This is a genomic window from Streptomyces resistomycificus (genome assembly GCF_001514265.1).
Taxonomy (GTDB): Bacteria; Actinomycetota; Actinomycetes; order Streptomycetales; family Streptomycetaceae; genus Streptomyces; species Streptomyces resistomycificus.
The window spans coordinates 449,574-465,028 of record NZ_KQ948989.1 but is presented as its reverse complement, the minus strand read 5'-3'; the positions used below and the strand labels follow the sequence as shown (position 1 = coordinate 465,028).

The window sequence follows — 15,455 nt, the reverse complement described above, 5'->3', positions numbered from 1 at the left end:
CGGGTGCCATGAGAGCCGGGTCACGTGGGGGTCTACCTGCCTGCGGGCCGGAAGGCAAGCGTCGGCGGGGGGCAGGTTCCGGTGCCGTCCGGGATGTCCGGTCCGTACACGACCATTCAGGTGTCGGTTCGCTCGCCCCTCGTCACCGGCCACGTCACGTCGACGACCGCGGCGAGAGCCCTGGGGTGAACGGCGTGACGGGGCGCTCCAGCCGCTCGCCGTCGACGGTGATGTCGACCGCCTCGTTGTAGAAGGCCAGCAGGCCCTTGACGGCGCCGACCGCGGGCAGCGGATCGGCGTAGCTCCAGACGATGTTCGGCGGCACCTGGGCCTCGCCCCGCCGGGACCAGTACCGCGCGGTGCCCTTGTACGGGCATCCGGTGCTGTGGTCGGTGGGTGCGAACAGGTCGAGGCGGACGTCCTCGCGGGGCACGTAGTACCGGGTCGGCAGGCTCGTCTCGAAGAGCAGTACGGGGCGGTGGGTGTCCGCGACGACCGTGCCGTCGATCTCGACCACGACGTGCCGGGCGCTGGGCATGGCGTCCACCCGTTTGTGCGGGTCGCGGGGGTGGACGAAGATCTCTTCCTCCTCTTCGTACCAGTGGTCCAGACCGCTGTCCCAGTGCCGGAACCACTCGAAGGCGATGTGGCCGGCCAGGTCCGCGGCGGGGAAGGTCCAGGCCGCGTTCTCCACCACGGTGCCGTCCGCTTCGAGGTCGTAGAAGACCCGTGAACCGGTGTGCGCGCCGGTCGGGGGGTTCTTCGCGGGCCGGAGCAGGTCCTCGCGGACCTCCGCGCGGGGGAAGGCGTACAGCGGGACCGGGACGTCGGGCTCCCAGACGAGGACGGGGTGCCGGCTGTCGACGACCGTGACGTCGCCCTTGCGGCCCCGCACCCAGCGCTCGCTGGGCTCCCACAGGAGACCTTCCGGGGTGGTCCTGACGGCTCGCTCGGTGGGGAATGTCATGACCGGCTCTCCTTCGGTTGCCCGAGCTGGCGTCCTCGTCCCAGTCTCCTCCCCGCGCCCGCTCAGAGCGCCAGGAACCCGGCCAGCCCCGTCAGGAACCGGTCCACGTCGTCGCTGTCGTTGTAGGGGGCGAGGCCGATGCGCAGGCCGCCGGAGTCGCCCAGCCCGAGGCGGCGGGAGGCCTCGACGGCGTAGAAGGAGCCGGACGGGGCCTGTACGCCGCGCTCGGCGAGGAAGCGGTAGGCGTCCGTGGTGTCACGGCCCTCGAAGGTCAGCAGCAGGGTGGGCGTGCGGTCGGCCGCCCGGGAGTGGACCGTGACGCCTTCGAGGGCCGACAGTCCCTTGTCGAGCTGGGCGCGCAGGGTCTGTTCGTGCGTTTCGAGTGCGGCGAACGCGGCGGTCAGGCGCTGTCGCCTGGTGCCCGTGGCGTCCGCGTCGAGCCCGGCGAGGAAGTCCACGGCCGCACGGGTGCCGGCCAGGAACTCGTAGGGCAGGGTGCCCAGTTCGAAGCGTTCCGGGACCGCGTCGGTGGCGGGCAGGAGCTTGTCGGGGTGCAGGGTCTCGAGCAGTTCCGGCCGGGCGGCGAGGACTCCGTGGTGAGGGCCGAGGAACTTGTACGGGGAGCAGACGAAGAAGTCGGCGCCGAGCTGTTCCAGGTCGACGAGGGTGTGGGCGGCGTGGTGGACACCGTCGACGTAGCAGAGCGCTCCGGCGTCGTGCGCCAGCCGTGCGATCTCGGTGATCGCGGGTCGGGTTCCGATCAGGTTGGAGGCGGCGGTGACGGCGACCAGCCGGGTGCGGTCGGACAGCACGGCGCGGATGTGGTCGGTGGTCAACTCCCCGGTGGCGGGGTCGAAGTCGGCCCAGCGGACGGTGGCGCCGGCCCGGGCGGCGGCCTGGACCCAGGGGCGGATGTTGGCGTCGTGGTCGAGGCGGGTGACGACCACCTCGTCCCCGCGCGACCACGTCGTGGCGAGGGTGCGGGAGAAGTCGTAGGCGAGCTGGGTGGCGCTGCGGCCGAAGACGATCCCCGAGGGGTGCGCCCCCAGCAGGTCGGCCATGGCCCGGCGGGCGCCGGTGACGATGCGCTCGGCGTTGCGCTCTCCCGGCGCCAGGTGGCCCCTGTTCGACAGGGGGTGCGCCAGCGCGTCGGCGATGGCCCGGATGACGGGCTCGGGGGTCTGCGTGCCGCCGGGGCCGTCGAAGTGCGCCGTCTCGCCCGTGAGGGCGGGGATCAGGGAGCGGATGGCGGTGCTGTCGTACGTCACGGGGAGCTCCTGTGGGTGGTGCCGGGCCAGGGCACGAGTCAAACGCACCCTCCGGGCCGTGGCGAGAGGCGCCCCTCGTGCCGTCGGCGAAGAGAGAGTGTGCGGTTTCGGTCATTATCCTGACGTGCACCTGCCCATTTCCTGTCGGTGGTGGCACGCTGCCCCCTGACTGCACGCAGTAACAACCCTGTCTGCCCGGGCGGTTGACCCCTGCCGCCCGGTCCCCCACCGCAGAAGGAGACCGCGTGAACGGCAGCCTCAGCAGACTGCGTACCTCCGACGGCACCCGTGTGCGCCGCACCCTCCTCGGCGCCCTGGCCGGGGTCGCCGCGATGCTGGCCACCGGCGTCGTCGCCACACCCGCCGGTGCCGCCCCGCAGCCGGGAGCGGTGACGCTCTCGGCGCAGGAGCGCGCCCGTGACTTCTGGACGCCGGAACGGATGCGCCAGGCCACCGGGCTCGACGTCCTGTCCGTCGACCGCTCGGCCACGGCGGCGTCGCAGCCCCGTAAGGGCGAGAAGACCGTGATCCGGCCCAGCGTGCCCGCCTCCGACGCCGGAGTCAGGGCGATTCCCCACAGCGGCGGCCCCTGGACCGCGGGCGGGGCCGTGGCGCGGACCGCGGGGCGGGTGTTCTTCACGTACCAGGGCCGTACCGCCTCCTGCTCCGGCAACGCCGTCACCAGCGCCAACAAGAGCACCGTGATCACCGCGGGGCACTGCGTCAAGCTGGAGGGGGCCTGGCACACCAACTGGGTGTTCGTGCCCGGATACCACGACGGACAGGCCCCGTACGGCACCTGGACCGCGTCCAAGACGCTGTCCACGCCGCAGTGGACGGCCAGCGAGGACATCAACTACGACATCGGCGCGGCCGTGGTCTCGCCGCTCGACGGGAAACGGCTGACGGATGTCGTCGGCGGCCAGGGCCTGGCCTTCAACACCGGCTACAACAAGGCCATGTACGCCTTCGGCTTCCCCGCCGCAGCCCCCTACGACGGCGAGAAGTTCATCTACTGCAGCGGGACGACCTACCGGGACTTCCTGCTGTCCGGCGACCACGGTCTGACCTGCAACATGACCGGCGGCTCCAGCGGCGGGCCCTGGTTCACACAGTTCGACGAGTCGACCGGCGCCGGGCTGCAGTCCTCGGTGAACAGCTTCAAGTACAACTTCCTTCCGAACGCCATGTACGGGCCGTACTTCGGCGCGGACGCACAGAACCTGTACCAGGCGGCCCAGTCGTCCTGATCCCCACCGGCACGTCCACGGCGCCTCACCCCACGCGGTTGAGGCGCCTGTCGGTGTCCGCCGTGAGGATCTCCCACAGACCCGTCCTCCTGCGCCTTGGCCTGCGCGGAGGAGGTGAGTCACGACATGCTGGGGGCGGCGACGTGCGGAGCGCACTGCGCACCTGCGTGGGAGGAGCGTCATGACGAACGTCGACGTACACCAGCATCTGTGGAGTCCCGCGTTGGTGGCGGCCCTGCGGTCGCGCCGCGAACCGCCGTACCTGGACGACTGGACCCTCTTCCTGCACGGTGAGCCGCCTTACCAGATCCCTCCCGCCGACCACGACGTCGCCCGGCGCGCCGAGCTCGCCGCCGCCGACGGTCTCGGCAGGGTGCTCGTCTCCCTGTCCTCCCCGCTCGGCATCGAGTGGCTGCCCGCAGCCGAGGGCCGCCCCCTGCTGGACGCCTACCACGAAGGCGCGGCCGCGCTTCCCGAGCCGTTCGGTTCCTGGGCCGCCGCCAGTGTCGGCGAGGTCGACGCCGGGGCCACGGCCGCCGTGCTCGACCAGGGCTTCGCCGGCCTCCAGCTCCCGGCGAACGCCCTTGCCGACGCGGCCGGTTACGCGCGATGCGCCCCGCTGCTCGATCTGCTCGAAGAGCGCGGTCTCCCGCTGTTCGTGCATCCCGGTCCCGCGGCCGGCGATTCCGAGGGGCCCGGCTGGTGGCCCGCGATGGTGCCCTACGTCCAGCAGATGCACGCCGCCTGGTTCGCCTTCCGGGCCTTCGGCCGGCCACGCCACCCCCGTCTGCGGGTGTGCTTCGCCCTCCTGGGCGGGCTCGCCCCGCTGCACGGCGAGCGTTTCGCCGCCCGGGGCGACGGGGGCGCCCTCGGAGTGGACCCCGACGTGTTCGTGGAGACGTCCTCGTACGGTCCGACCGCCGTGGACGCCGTCGTGCGCGCTCTCGGCGTGGACGCCGTCGTCCAGGGCTCGGACCGCCCCTACGCGGAGCCGCCGCAGTACCCCGGCTTCGGTCTGGGCGGAGCCGCGGCACACGCCTTCCGCATCGCCAATCCGCGCCGCCTGCTCTCCGGGAAGGAGTGAACTCGACCAGCGCCGCCGCCGGGGTCGGCCGCACCCCCGCTCAGGGGATCAGTCCGTCAACGCGGGCCGCGGGTGTTGCCGCCCGCCGGGTCCTTGCCCACGTCCAGCGGGAGCTGGAGCGCCACATCACCGTGGATCGTGGTGAACCGCAGCTCCGGACAGCGTGACTGATCACCGACAAAAAACGCCCGGCAGGTCCCGACGCGTTCTTGTGAGTGGGCCATAGAGGCTGGTCGGGTCGCCTTTACGGTCACTTGCCCCAGATCTCGCGGTACCCCTCCCGGTAGCCCGACGGGTCCCACGCCGTGACACCGGCGCTGTTGTCGGCCGTGGCGATGTGGACCGGTGCCACATACCCGCTGGCGGGACGGCCGGAGAAGGCCCGGTTGAGCTCGTCGACGATCTGCCAGCCCTGCAGCGACAGCGGCTCGGGCACGGTGGCGGCCTGGTACTGCCTGCTGTTGATGCGCTGGAAGGCGGAGGGGTCGCCGTCGCCCGCTCCGATGTTGAAGGGCGGGCCGGAGCCGTTCTCCCCGGCCGCGCGGAAGGCGGGGGCCGCGTCGGCGAAGTACAGGTCGTTGATGGCTACGGAGTGGGTCCACCTGTTCCCGAAGCGTGCCAGGAGAGAGGAGATCTCCCGAGGCGTGCGGCTGCTCGCGTCCGGGATCGGGATGTTCTCGTACGCGAGCAGTCTGACGCCCCGGCAGGTGGCGAGCGCCGTCCTGATCAGTTCGGACTTGTTCCTGGCGAAGGGGATCGACGAGTCGGTGATGAGCACGACCCCCGCCCGGCCGTTGGAGCGCGAGATGATCCACTGCGCGCTGATCGCGGCCACGTCCTCGACGCGGGTGGTGACGTTGGTGAAGAGCTCGGGCCGTCGGCTGGGGCCGGGCTCGGCGACCGCGTGCCAGCCGACGAGCGGGATGCGCTCCTCGTTGGCCCGAGTGACCTGCCGCGACGTCGAGTTGGGGTCGAACCCGCCGATGACGATGCCCGAGGGCTTCAGGGCCACCGCGTCGCTCATCGCCGCCTGGATGCCGGCGGGGCTGCCCCCGCCGTCGATCACCCGGACGTTCCATCCGATGACCCGTGCGGCCTCCCGCACCCCTTTCGCCGCGCCGGCGACACCGGGGTTGGTCATGGTCTGGGCGACGTAGACGATGGTCTTGCGCGACGCCGCCGGGGGACCGCTGGCGGGCCCGTCCCAGGAGACGTCGGTCTTCTCCGCCCTCGCGACGGCGGTCTCGGCCCTGGCGTGGGCGGCCGGGCAGCCGCTCGGGCCCGTGGTGGACTCCTGCGGGCCACGCGAGGAGCCCCGTTCGCAGCCGGTCAGGAGGGTTGCCGTGGCCAGCAGGGCGCAGGAGGCGAACCGAACCGTGAAGACGCCGGGGGTGGCTCTGCGGTTGCCGTGCACAGGGACTCCTCGCGGGGGAACGAGCGGGAGGACACGGCCGGGGCACGGGAGCCGTGCCCCGGCACGGGTCAGGGAAAGGTGCCGCCTGACCCACCGTCCGGTATCTGGGCGGGCGGCGCGCCGGGCGCGTCCCGGGCCGCGACGACGCCGCTGCGCAGCCGGCGGCGGGCGGCGTAACCGGCCAGGCCGACGGCGATGAGCAGCGTGCCGCCGTGGAACAGCGGGACGGTCCAGAAGTCGGCGCCCAGCTGGCCGATGCCGGTGAGGCCCACGGCGAGGACGGCGACGGCCACGACGGTGCCGATGGCGTTGGGCCGGCCGGGTTTGATCGCCGTGGCGCCGAGGAGGGCGCCGACGAAGGCGGGCAGCAGGTAGTCGAGGCCGACGCTCGGATTGCCGATCTGTTGCTGGGCCGCGAGCAGCACCCCGGCGCAGCCGACGATCAGCCCCGAGGCGGCGAACGCGTACACGGTGTAGGTGCGGGTCGGGATGCCGACCAGGTCGGCCGCACGCGGGTTGGAACCGACGACGTAGAGGCACCGGCCGAGCGGCAGCCTCTCCAGCACCAGCCAGAGAACGACCGTGAGGACGAGCACGTAGAAGGCGGGGACCGGAAGGCCGAGGAACGTGGAGTCGTAGAGGTCGGTGAACGCCGCCGGAAGTCCCCCCGGGCCGGGGACGATCCGGCCGCCGTCGGTGATCCAGCCGGTCACGGCGTACATCATGCTGCCGGTCCCGAGGGTGGCGATGAACGAGTCGATCCGGCCGAACACGACGATGACACCGTTGAGGACGCCCACCACCGCCCCTCCGGCGATCACCGTGAGGCAGGCCAGCGGCCAGGGCCAGCCCTCGCCCACGACGAGCTGCATCACCGTGACGTGCGCCAGGCCGAGGCCGTAGCCGATGGAGAGGTCGAACGCGCCGGCCACGATGGGGACCATGGCGGCGAGTGCGAGGACGGCCGGGATCGACTGGTTGGACAGGATGGAGTCGACGGTGTCCAGCGTGGGGAAGGTGCGGGGCAGGGCGAGGGAGAAGATCAGGAAGAGCAGGGCCGTGAGGGCGAGCAGGCCGTAGGCGCCGATGAGGTGTCCGCCCGGTCGGCGCGGGCGGTCCGGTCGACGCGCCGGCCTCCGGGACGAGGAGGGTGAGGGCGGGGTGGTCATGGGTTCGTCCCGGTGCCGGAAGGAGGCCTGCCGGACGGGGGCATGCCGGAAGGGGGCATGCCGGAAGGGGGCATGGCCGAAGCCGCCCGGGTCAGCCCGGCCGCCGTGAGGTCCGCACCGCTCAGCTCGGCCGTCACGGACCCGCGGACCAGGACCAGGGCGCGCCGGCACACACTCGCGACCTCCTCGAAGTCGGTGGAGATGAGCAGGACCGCGAGACCTGCCGACAGGGCCTGGTCGAGCAGGCGGTGGATCACGGCCTTGGCCCCGACGTCCACGCTCGCGGTCGGCTCCTCGAGGATCAGCAGGCGCAGACCCATCCGCAGCCATCGGCCGATCAAGACCTTCTGCTGGTTGCCGCCGGACAGGGTGGCGAGGGGGGCCTCGCTGTCGCGGGGACGGACCGCGAACCGCTCGATCAGGGCGGTGGTCTCGGCGCGTTCCCGGCCCGGGCTGATCCAGCGCGGCGTCGGACGGTCTCCCGCGCGGGGGTTGGCCAGGAGGTTCTCCCGTACGGTCAGGTCGGTGAGGCAGCCCTCGCCCAGTCTGTCGCCGGGCACGAGGCCGACACCGAGCCGGACGGCGTCGGCGACCGTACGGGGGCGGTACGGCCTGCCGCAGAGCAGGGCCCGCCCCTCGAGAAGGGGCCGGGAGCCGGCGAGGGCCCTGCCCAGCTCGGTGTGACCGGCACCGGTGAGGCCGACCAGCCCCAGGACCTCCCCCGCTCCGAGCTCCAGGCTGACCGGGCCGGAGCCGGGAGTCCGTACCGCGTCCAGGGTCAGGACGGCCGGCCCGCCGACCGCGGCCGTGGCGGGGCGGTGGCGGGTGGGTTCCTCGCCGACGATGTCCCGCACCAGCCGGGCGGGGCTGTGGGTCGCCAGTGGGCCGTGGCGGACGAGGCGGCCGTCGCGCAGTACGGCGAACGTGTCGGCGACCTCGTACACCTCGTCCAGGCGGTGGCTGACGTAGAGGATGCCGTGCCCCCGGTCGCGCAGGGTGTGCAGGACGCGGAACAGCCGGGCGCAGTCCGCGGCCGGGAGGCGGGCGGTGGGCTCGTCGAGAACGATGAGCCTCGCGCGCTCCGCGAGCGCTCTGGCGATCGCGACCAGCGAACGCTCGGCCGGGACGAGTGAGGCGATCGGCGCGTCGGGGTCGAGATGTCCGGCGACGATCCGCAGGGCGTCGACGCAGCGCGCGCGGGTCCGCCGCCAGGAGATCAGTCCGGCGCGGCGTGGATATCCGGCGCTCAGGGCGATGTTCTCGGCGACCGTCATCCACTCCACGAGACCGAGGTCCTGGTGGATGAAGGACATGCCGAGGGTGGCGGCACGACTGCCGAGCGGGTGCCCGTCGACCGTGACCTGTCCCGCGTCGGCGTGGTGGACACCGGCGAGCACCTTGATGAGCGTGGACTTTCCGGCACCGTTGGGCCCGAGGAGGGCGAGGACACTGCCGGCGTGGACGTCGAGGTCGACCCGGTCCAGCGCGAGGGTCCCACCGAACCGCTTGCTGAGCCCGCGGACGCGGACCAGGGGTTCCGTCCCGAAGGGGGGACCCGCCTTCACGGACGTGTCGGGAGCGTCGTACACGGACATCTCCGGGGGTCGGCCTGGCGAGTTCTTCCCGACGTTCAGGGCCACATACTAGTGGGTCAGATCATGCCATTTCAGACATTTCCTCACATGCCGTCGAGTCCGCACTCGGCCCAGATGACCTTGCCCTCGGGGAGGTAGCGCGTACCCCAGGTCCGCGACAGCTGGGCGACGAGGAACAGCCCGCGTCCGCCCTCGTCGGTACTGGCCGCCCGGCGCAGGTGCGGGGCGGTGTTGCTGCTGTCGGAGACCTCGAAGATCAGCGTGCGGTCGTACAGCAGCCGTACCCGGACGGGCCCGGATCCGTGCCTGATGGCGTTGGTGACCAGCTCACTGAGGATCAGTTCCGCGGCGAACGCGGCCTCGTCGAGTCCCCAGTCGGCCAGTTGCCGGAGCGCGGACGCACGGACCTCGCCGACGAGGGCCGGGTCGGAGCGCAGGTCCCAGGAGGCGATCCGGCGGGGGTCCAGGGCGTGGGTGCGGGCGACCAGCAGGGCGATGTCGTCGCACGGGTGGGCCGGCGCCACGGTGTCCAGGATCGCCTGGCAGGTCTCCTCGGGCGTGCGCTGCGGATGGTGGGCCAGGGCCCCGCGCAGCTGCTCGAGGACCACGTCGACGTCGCGCTGCCGGTCCTCGATGAGCCCGTCCGTGTAGAGGACCAGCTGGCTGCCCTGGGGGAGGTCGAACTCGACGGCGTCGAAGGGCAGGCCTCCGAGGCCGAGAGGGGGCCCGGCGGGCAGCTCGGGATAGGAGACGCTGCCGTCGGGGAGGACCAGTGCGGGCGGCGGGTGGCCGGCGCGGGCCATCACGCACCGCTGCGAGGTCGGGTCGTAGATGACGTACAGGCAGGTCGCGCCGATGATGCCGGCGCCCTCGCCCTCGGAGTCCTCCCGGTCCATGCGTCCCACCAGGTTGTCGAGGTGGACGAGTACCTCGTCAGGGGGGAGGTCGAGTTCGGCGAAGCCGCGTGCGACGGTGCGCAGCCGTCCCATGGTGGCGGCGGAGAGCATGCCGTGGCCGACGACGTCCCCGACCAGCAGGCCGATGCGGGCGCCCGGTAGCGGGATGACGTCGTACCAGTCTCCGCCGACGTCGAACTCGGCGGGCAGATAGCGATGGGCGACCTCGACGGCCTCCTGGTCCGGCAGCCCGTGCGGAAGCAGTCTGCGCTGGAGGGCCAGGACCATGGTGCGCTCATGCGTGTAGCGCCGGGCGTTGTCGATGGACAGGGCCGCGCGGGCGGCCAGTTCCTGGGCGAGCGAACGGTCGTCGTCGTCGAAGGGGGCGGGATCCTGGGCGCGGTAGAAGCTCGCGATGCCCAGAACGACACCGCGGGCGAGAAGGGGGACCGCGATCAGGGAGTGCACGTGGGCCAGCAGCTGTTCGGTGTGCTCGGGATCCTGGGCGAGCCAGCCCGCGGACCGCGTCAGGTCCGGGTCCAGCACCGCCTGTCTGCTGGTCAGACACCGCAGCTGGGGCGCGGTCGGACCGTACTCGATCCGTTTGTCGACCTGGGTGAAGGGGAGGTCGTCGCGGATGCCGTGGACCACCGTGCGGCGCAGGTCGCCCAGGGGGTCGGCGGACTCCTCGCCCCGCAGCACGGCCTCGGGCAGATCGACGGTGACGAAGTCGGCCAGTCGCGGGACCGCGGTCTCGGCGAGCTCCTCGGCGGTGCGGCGCACTTCAAGGGTGGTGCCTATGCGGGCGCTGGCCTCGGACAGCAGCTCCAGGCGGCGTCGCGCGGCCAGGGCGTACGCCCCGACCTGCGGCTCCCCGACCAGCACGAGCCCTCTGCCCGAGGAGGACGGTCCGGCAGGCCCGTCCGTCGCACCGCCGGTGCCGTCGAGGGCGGGACCGCTGCCGTCGACGGCGGCCTGGCCGGGCGTGGCCGCGGGTACGGGCCCGGGCCGCGGGGCGACGGAGAGGCGCGCGAGCCGCGAGACGGCGACGCCGACGGCGGACTCGGCGGCGGACTCGGCGACCAGGCCCGGCAGGTTGTCGGCCTGGTGCGGGATGGCCGCGGGTTGTCCTGCCGACGGCCAGACGGCCTCGACGGCGAAGCCGTTTACCCCGGCGGCAGTCTCCATCGGACGGCTGAGGAGGGTGATCCGCCGGCCGTCGGGCAGGGACACCTCGACGGCGGCCCGCTGCGCACGGGAGATCAGCTCGGCGGCCTTCTCCATGAGGACCGCCTGGTCACGGGGGTGCAGCTCGAGGGCCAGTTCGTCCACCGCGACGCCTCGGTGGGGGCCGGCGACCGCTTCGGTTCCGGTGGCCAGGTACGCCCGCAGCAGAGCGCGTTCCCGCGCGGAACTCTGCCCCAGCAGCCGCCGTTCCATGGCCCGGGCTGCCTTGCCGATCACGGTACTCAGCGCCGGGGTCTCGAAGCTGCGCGGATAGCCGAAACACAGGACACCCTCGATGCGCCCGCTCAGCGGGTCGCGCACGGGCAGGGCGACGCAGGCGTTCCCCTGGGAGCGCTCCGCGAAGTGCTCGGCGCCGTAGACCCGGATGTGCTGCCGTTCCGCCAGGGCGAGGCCGATGCCGTTCGTGCCGGCGTACTGCTCGGCGAACACGAAACCCGGGACTCTCTGGATCGCCGGAAGGTTCGTGACCTGCGACATGTCGCCGAAGCGGCGCAGGAGGACCACCCCCTCGGCGTCGGCGAGGGAGATGTTGATCTGACTGCCGGAGAACCTGGACTGCAGTCGGTCCAGTACCGGAACGGCCGCGCGGACGATCCGGCTGTCCAGGTCGAAGTCTTCCCGAAAGGGCAGGTCGGACTGGTCCGGCGAGAGGCCCAGGGAGCGGCAGCGCAGCCACGAGTCCAGAATCGACGCCCGCACGCCCTGCCCGACCGGCTCACCCTGCAGAAACCGCTCACGGAAACGGGCGGGCCCCGTGCCGTCTGTCGCACGCCCCGCCTGCATCGACTCCCTGCCAGGCCGAACCACGCTTCGCCTCACCTGCGCCCGCGATACATCACTCTTCGCAGATAATCTGACATTGACGAGGATACGGGCATACGGGGCGCTAGTCATGGTCGGCCCGGCCCCTCACCCGCGGTGACCGCCCACGGGCCGGTTCTTCTTCTCCCGTCTGCTGCGTTCGCAGTAGACGGGAGTGTCTGCGGGTGGCCGACGACGAGAGACGCGGGGATCGCGAGGCTGATGACCGAGCCGGGATCACGGCTCGACTCGTGATGTGTCGTCGGAAGGTTCGTTGATGTCCCCTCTCGCCCGATGGTGCCAACGGCACCGGCTGGCCGTCGTCGTGGCCTGGGTGTGCCTGCTGCTCTCCCTCGGCGCCGGCGTCGGCGCGGCCGGCAGCGCTTTCGGCAACAGCCCGATCTCCCAGGACACCGACTCGGCGAAGGCGACGGCTCTGCTGCAGAAGGCCGCGAACAGTGCGGCGGGCAAGAGCGGCAGGGTCGTCTGGCAGGCCGAGGGCGGCAAGGTCACCGACGCCCCGGCCGAGCAGCGGATGACCGACGCGCTGAAGCGCATCGCCGACGCTCCGGGCGTGGCCTCCGTGACCAGCCCCTACCCGCCCGGCGGCAGGGCGCAGATCAGCAAGGACGGCAGGATCGCCTACGCCACGGTGTCCTTCGACCAAGGTGCCGACGACGCCCGGATCGACCATGTGAAGGAACTCGCCACCGCTCCGGAGTCGGCGTCACTGCGCATCGCGCTGAACGGGCAGGCCTTCACCGTCAACCCCGAGCCGAACGCGGCGGCCGACGCCCTGGGCATCGTGCTCGCCTTCGTCGTGCTGCTGTTCGCCTTCCGAGCGGTATGGGTGGCGGCGCTGCCCATCATCACGGCCGTCGTCGGCGTGGGCACCTCCGCGATCGCGGTGATGCTGCTCAGCCATGTCATCACGCTCTCCGACACCACGCTGACCCTCGGCTCGCTGGTCGGCCTGGGCGTGGGCATCGACTACGCGTTGTTCATCGTCAACCGGCACCGCTCCCACCTGATGGCGGGCATGAGCGTCGCCGAGTCGATCGCCCGGTCCCTCAACACCTCCGGTCGTGCCGTGGTGTTCGCCGGACTGACCGTCGTCGTCGCGCTGCTCGGCATGCTCACCCTGAACGTCGGCATCATCAACGGCATGGCCATCGGCGCGGCCGTCACCGTCGTCCTGACCGTGCTGGCCGCCGTCACGCTGCTGCCGGCCCTGCTCGGACTGATCGGGACGAGGGTCCTCAGCCGCGGTCAGCGCCGTACCCTGGCCGCGTACGGGAGCGTCACCGTCGCCAGGACGGGGATGTGGAGCCGCTGGGCCGAACGGGTGCAGGCCCGGCCCAAGGTGCTGGGCCTGGTCGCCCTCGTCGTCCTGGCGGTGCTCGCCCTGCCGACGCTCACCCTCCGCCTGGGCGCGTCCGACGACGGCAACCTGCCCACGACCTCGACGAACCGTCAGGCGTACGACATGATCGCCGACGGCTTCGGGCCCGGCGTCAACGGCCCCCTGGTCCTGGCCGTCGAGGCCCCCACCGCCGCCGACAAGGCGGCCACGGCGAGGCTGGCGACCGCCCTCGAACGGGTCGACGGTGTCGCGGGTGTCGGCGCCGCCCCCATGCGGGGCGATCAGAGCGTCGGTGTGATCTCCGTCGTGCCGAAGACCTCCCCGCAGTCCGCGCAGACCTCCGACCTGATCCACCACCTGCGCGACGACGTGATCCCGCAGGCGGCCCAGGGCACGTCGATGAAGGTCTACGTGGGCGGTCCCACCGCGAGCAACGACGACTTCGCGTCGGTGCTGATGGGCAAGCTGCCGGTGTTCGTGCTGGTGATCGCCGCGCTCGGCTTCCTGCTGCTGACCGTCGCCTTCCGCAGTCTGCTCGTCCCGGCCGTCGGCGCGCTGCTCAACATCCTCAGCATCGGGGTGGCGTTCGGGGCGATCGTCGTCGTCTTCCAGTACGGGTTCGGTGCCGGGCTGCTCGGGCTCGGCGCCGCCGGACCGATCGAGTCGTTCGTGCCCATCCTGGTCGTCGGCATCATGTTCGGCCTCTCCATGGACTACCAGGTCTTCCTGGTGAGCCGGATGCGCGAGGAATGGGCCCACACCGGGGACAACCACCGTGCGGTCCGCGTCGGCCAGGCCGAGACCGGCCGGGTGATCACCGTCGCCGCCGCCATCATGGTCTGCGTCTTCGGCTCGTTCGTCTTCGGCGGGATGCGCGTGATCTCCGAGTTCGGCGTGAGTCTGGCGGTGGCCGTCGCGGTCGACGCCCTGCTGATCCGTATGGTCGTCGTGCCCGCTCTCATGCACCTGTGCGGGCGGGGCAACTGGTGGCTGCCCCGCAGGCTGGACCGGGCGCTTCCCCGTGTGTCGGTGGAAGGCCCGTCGGACGAGCCGGCGCAGCGGCCCGGCAGGGACCGTGAGCCGCAGACGGCCGGAATCGCCGGCTGAAGCCCGGCGCCGCAGCGCGCGGACCGGCCGGCGGGAGGCCCCTCACCACCGTCCGGTCCGCGCTGCATAAAGTGAAGGAATGCAGGTGACAGCCGTGTTTCGGAAGTGGTCGGCCCGCCATGAGCGGATCAGGGACGCGCTTCCGGCGCTGCTGGTGGTCCTGGTCGGCGCGGCGGCGAGCGCCGTGGGAGAAGGACATTCCGGCTGGCGCCTGCCCGGGGCGACGGGGGTGGCCTGGACCGCGCTGGCCTGCGTACCCCTGGTGGTCCGCAGTCGCCGGCCCCTGCTCGTCGTCGTCACCACACTGGGGATCGACCTGGCCCACATGGTCCGGGTGCCGGATTCCGCGCTGGCGCCGGCCGCGAGTCTGGTGGCCCTGTACACCCTCGCCACCCGCAGCAGCCGACGCACCGCGTGGATCGCCGGTATGACCGCCTCCCTCGCGATCACGACGGTCTACGCGATCAGCCAGTCGCAACCGCCGCTCGCCGGTACGAGCCTGCTCCGGTTCGACCTCGCGATCGCGGCGACCGCTCTGGGCGACGCCATCCGCAGCCGCCGCGTGCGCCTGGCCGAGGTCGAGGCACGTGCGGACCACGCCGAGCGCACCCGCGAGCAGGAGGCCCGCCGCCGGGTCACCGAGGAACGGGTCCGCATCGCCCGCGAGCTGCACGACGTCGTCGCCCACCACATCACCCTGGTGAACGCCCAGGCCGGCGTGGCCCACCATCTGATGCGCACCGACCCCGACCGGGCGTACCAGGCGCTCGCCCACATCAAGGACAACAGCCGTGCCGCGCTCGACGAACTGCGCGCCACCGTCGGTCTGCTGCGCCAGCCCGACGACGGACCCGACTCCCGGGCGCCCGTTCCCGGCCTGGCCGACCTCGACACCCTGATCGACGGTCTGAGCGCCGGCGGACTGTCCGTGCAGGTCGTGCGCCAGGGAACCCCTCGGCCGGTGGCACCCACGACCGGCCTCACGGCCTACCGCATCATCCAGGAGGCACTCACCAACACCCACAAACACGCGTCCGCCACCCGGGCCGACGTGACCCTGGACTACGGCGCCGAGACACTGCGGGTCACCGTCACGGACGACGGGCGTCCCGGCGCGGTCAAGGGCCCGGGCACCGGCCACGGTCTGATCGGCATGCGCGAACGTGCCGCCGCCATCGGAGGCACGGTCACCGCCGGGCTCCGACCGCAGGGCGGTTTCCGGGTGCGGGCCGAACTCCCCCTCGCTCTGGCCCCGCAGACCGCCTGAACCCCCTGCCCTGCCCCTTACCCCTG

At 72.3% G+C, this 15,455-nt stretch carries 10 protein-coding genes; 4 read left to right on the top strand and 6 right to left on the bottom strand.

The window, feature by feature from the left end:
* Positions 1–154: 154 nt before the first annotated feature.
* Entirely contained in the window at positions 155–967 is an 813-nt protein-coding gene (locus tag AQJ84_RS07230) for a DUF427 domain-containing protein (protein ID WP_030037634.1), read from the bottom strand.
* 62 nt (positions 968–1,029) lie between these two features.
* Positions 1,030–2,235 carry a cysteine desulfurase-like protein gene (locus AQJ84_RS07225; RefSeq protein ID WP_030037635.1) on the bottom strand — a complete coding sequence of 402 codons (1,206 nt, stop codon included), beginning with the start codon at positions 2,233–2,235 and terminating at the stop codon, positions 1,030–1,032.
* Positions 2,236–2,567: 332 nt separating this feature from the next.
* Between AQJ84_RS07225 and AQJ84_RS07220 the strand changes: the two genes are divergently transcribed.
* Both AQJ84_RS07220 and AQJ84_RS07215 read left to right on the top strand, forming a co-directional pair.
* On the top strand, positions 2,568–3,485 hold the full coding sequence (locus AQJ84_RS07220; protein ID WP_374935401.1) for a trypsin-like serine peptidase: 918 nt from the start codon (positions 2,568–2,570) through the stop codon (positions 3,483–3,485).
* A gap of 181 nt (positions 3,486–3,666) precedes the next feature.
* Positions 3,667–4,569 carry an amidohydrolase family protein gene (locus tag AQJ84_RS07215; protein ID WP_030037637.1) on the top strand — a complete coding sequence of 301 codons (903 nt, stop codon included), beginning with the start codon at positions 3,667–3,669 and terminating at the stop codon, positions 4,567–4,569.
* Between the two features lie 250 nt (positions 4,570–4,819).
* Here the strand turns inward: AQJ84_RS07215 and AQJ84_RS07210 are convergent, their stop codons facing one another.
* The 4 genes from AQJ84_RS07210 to AQJ84_RS07195 form a co-directional block, all read right to left on the bottom strand.
* Positions 4,820–5,983 (bottom strand): substrate-binding domain-containing protein, encoded by a 1,164-nt coding sequence (locus AQJ84_RS07210; RefSeq protein ID WP_030037638.1) that lies wholly within the window; start codon positions 5,981–5,983, stop codon positions 4,820–4,822.
* A 68-nt stretch (positions 5,984–6,051) separates the two neighbouring features.
* Entirely contained in the window at positions 6,052–7,152 is a 1,101-nt protein-coding gene (locus AQJ84_RS07205; protein ID WP_030037639.1) for an ABC transporter permease, read from the bottom strand.
* On the bottom strand, positions 7,149–8,741 hold the full coding sequence (locus AQJ84_RS07200) for a sugar ABC transporter ATP-binding protein (RefSeq protein WP_079022678.1): 1,593 nt from the start codon (positions 8,739–8,741) through the stop codon (positions 7,149–7,151). The genes AQJ84_RS07205 and AQJ84_RS07200 overlap by 4 nt, the downstream gene beginning before the upstream one ends.
* An 89-nt stretch (positions 8,742–8,830) precedes the next feature.
* Positions 8,831–11,674, bottom strand: a complete 2,844-nt coding sequence (locus tag AQJ84_RS07195; protein ID WP_107082731.1) for a SpoIIE family protein phosphatase — start codon at positions 11,672–11,674, stop codon at positions 8,831–8,833.
* Positions 11,675–11,969: 295 nt separating this feature from the next.
* Between AQJ84_RS07195 and AQJ84_RS07190 the strand changes: the two genes are divergently transcribed.
* Both AQJ84_RS07190 and AQJ84_RS07185 read left to right on the top strand, forming a co-directional pair.
* Positions 11,970–14,162, top strand: a complete 2,193-nt coding sequence (locus AQJ84_RS07190; protein WP_053191647.1) for an MMPL family transporter — start codon at positions 11,970–11,972, stop codon at positions 14,160–14,162.
* A 79-nt stretch (positions 14,163–14,241) separates the two neighbouring features.
* The gene (locus tag AQJ84_RS07185) at positions 14,242–15,429 is read left to right on the top strand and encodes a sensor histidine kinase (RefSeq protein WP_030037644.1); all 1,188 of its coding nucleotides are present in this window, start codon (positions 14,242–14,244) and stop codon (positions 15,427–15,429) included.
* The last annotated feature ends 26 nt before the right edge of the window (positions 15,430–15,455 follow it).

Coding starts and splice junctions, on each gene's coding strand:
- AQJ84_RS07220 (WP_374935401.1), top strand. CDS start 2,568: ATGCTGGCCACCGGCGTCGTCGCCACACCCGCCGGTGCCGCCCCGCAG.
- AQJ84_RS07215 (WP_030037637.1), top strand. CDS start 3,667: ATGACGAACGTCGACGTACACCAGCATCTGTGGAGTCCCGCGTTGGTG.
- AQJ84_RS07185 (WP_030037644.1), top strand. CDS start 14,242: ATGCAGGTGACAGCCGTGTTTCGGAAGTGGTCGGCCCGCCATGAGCGG.
- AQJ84_RS07205 (WP_030037639.1), bottom strand. CDS start 7,152: ATGACCACCCCGCCCTCACCCTCCTCGTCCCGGAGGCCGGCGCGTCGA.
- AQJ84_RS07190 (WP_053191647.1), top strand. CDS start 11,970: ATGTCCCCTCTCGCCCGATGGTGCCAACGGCACCGGCTGGCCGTCGTC.
- AQJ84_RS07230 (WP_030037634.1), bottom strand. CDS start 967: ATGACATTCCCCACCGAGCGAGCCGTCAGGACCACCCCGGAAGGTCTC.
- AQJ84_RS07195 (WP_107082731.1), bottom strand. CDS start 11,674: ATGCAGGCGGGGCGTGCGACAGACGGCACGGGGCCCGCCCGTTTCCGT.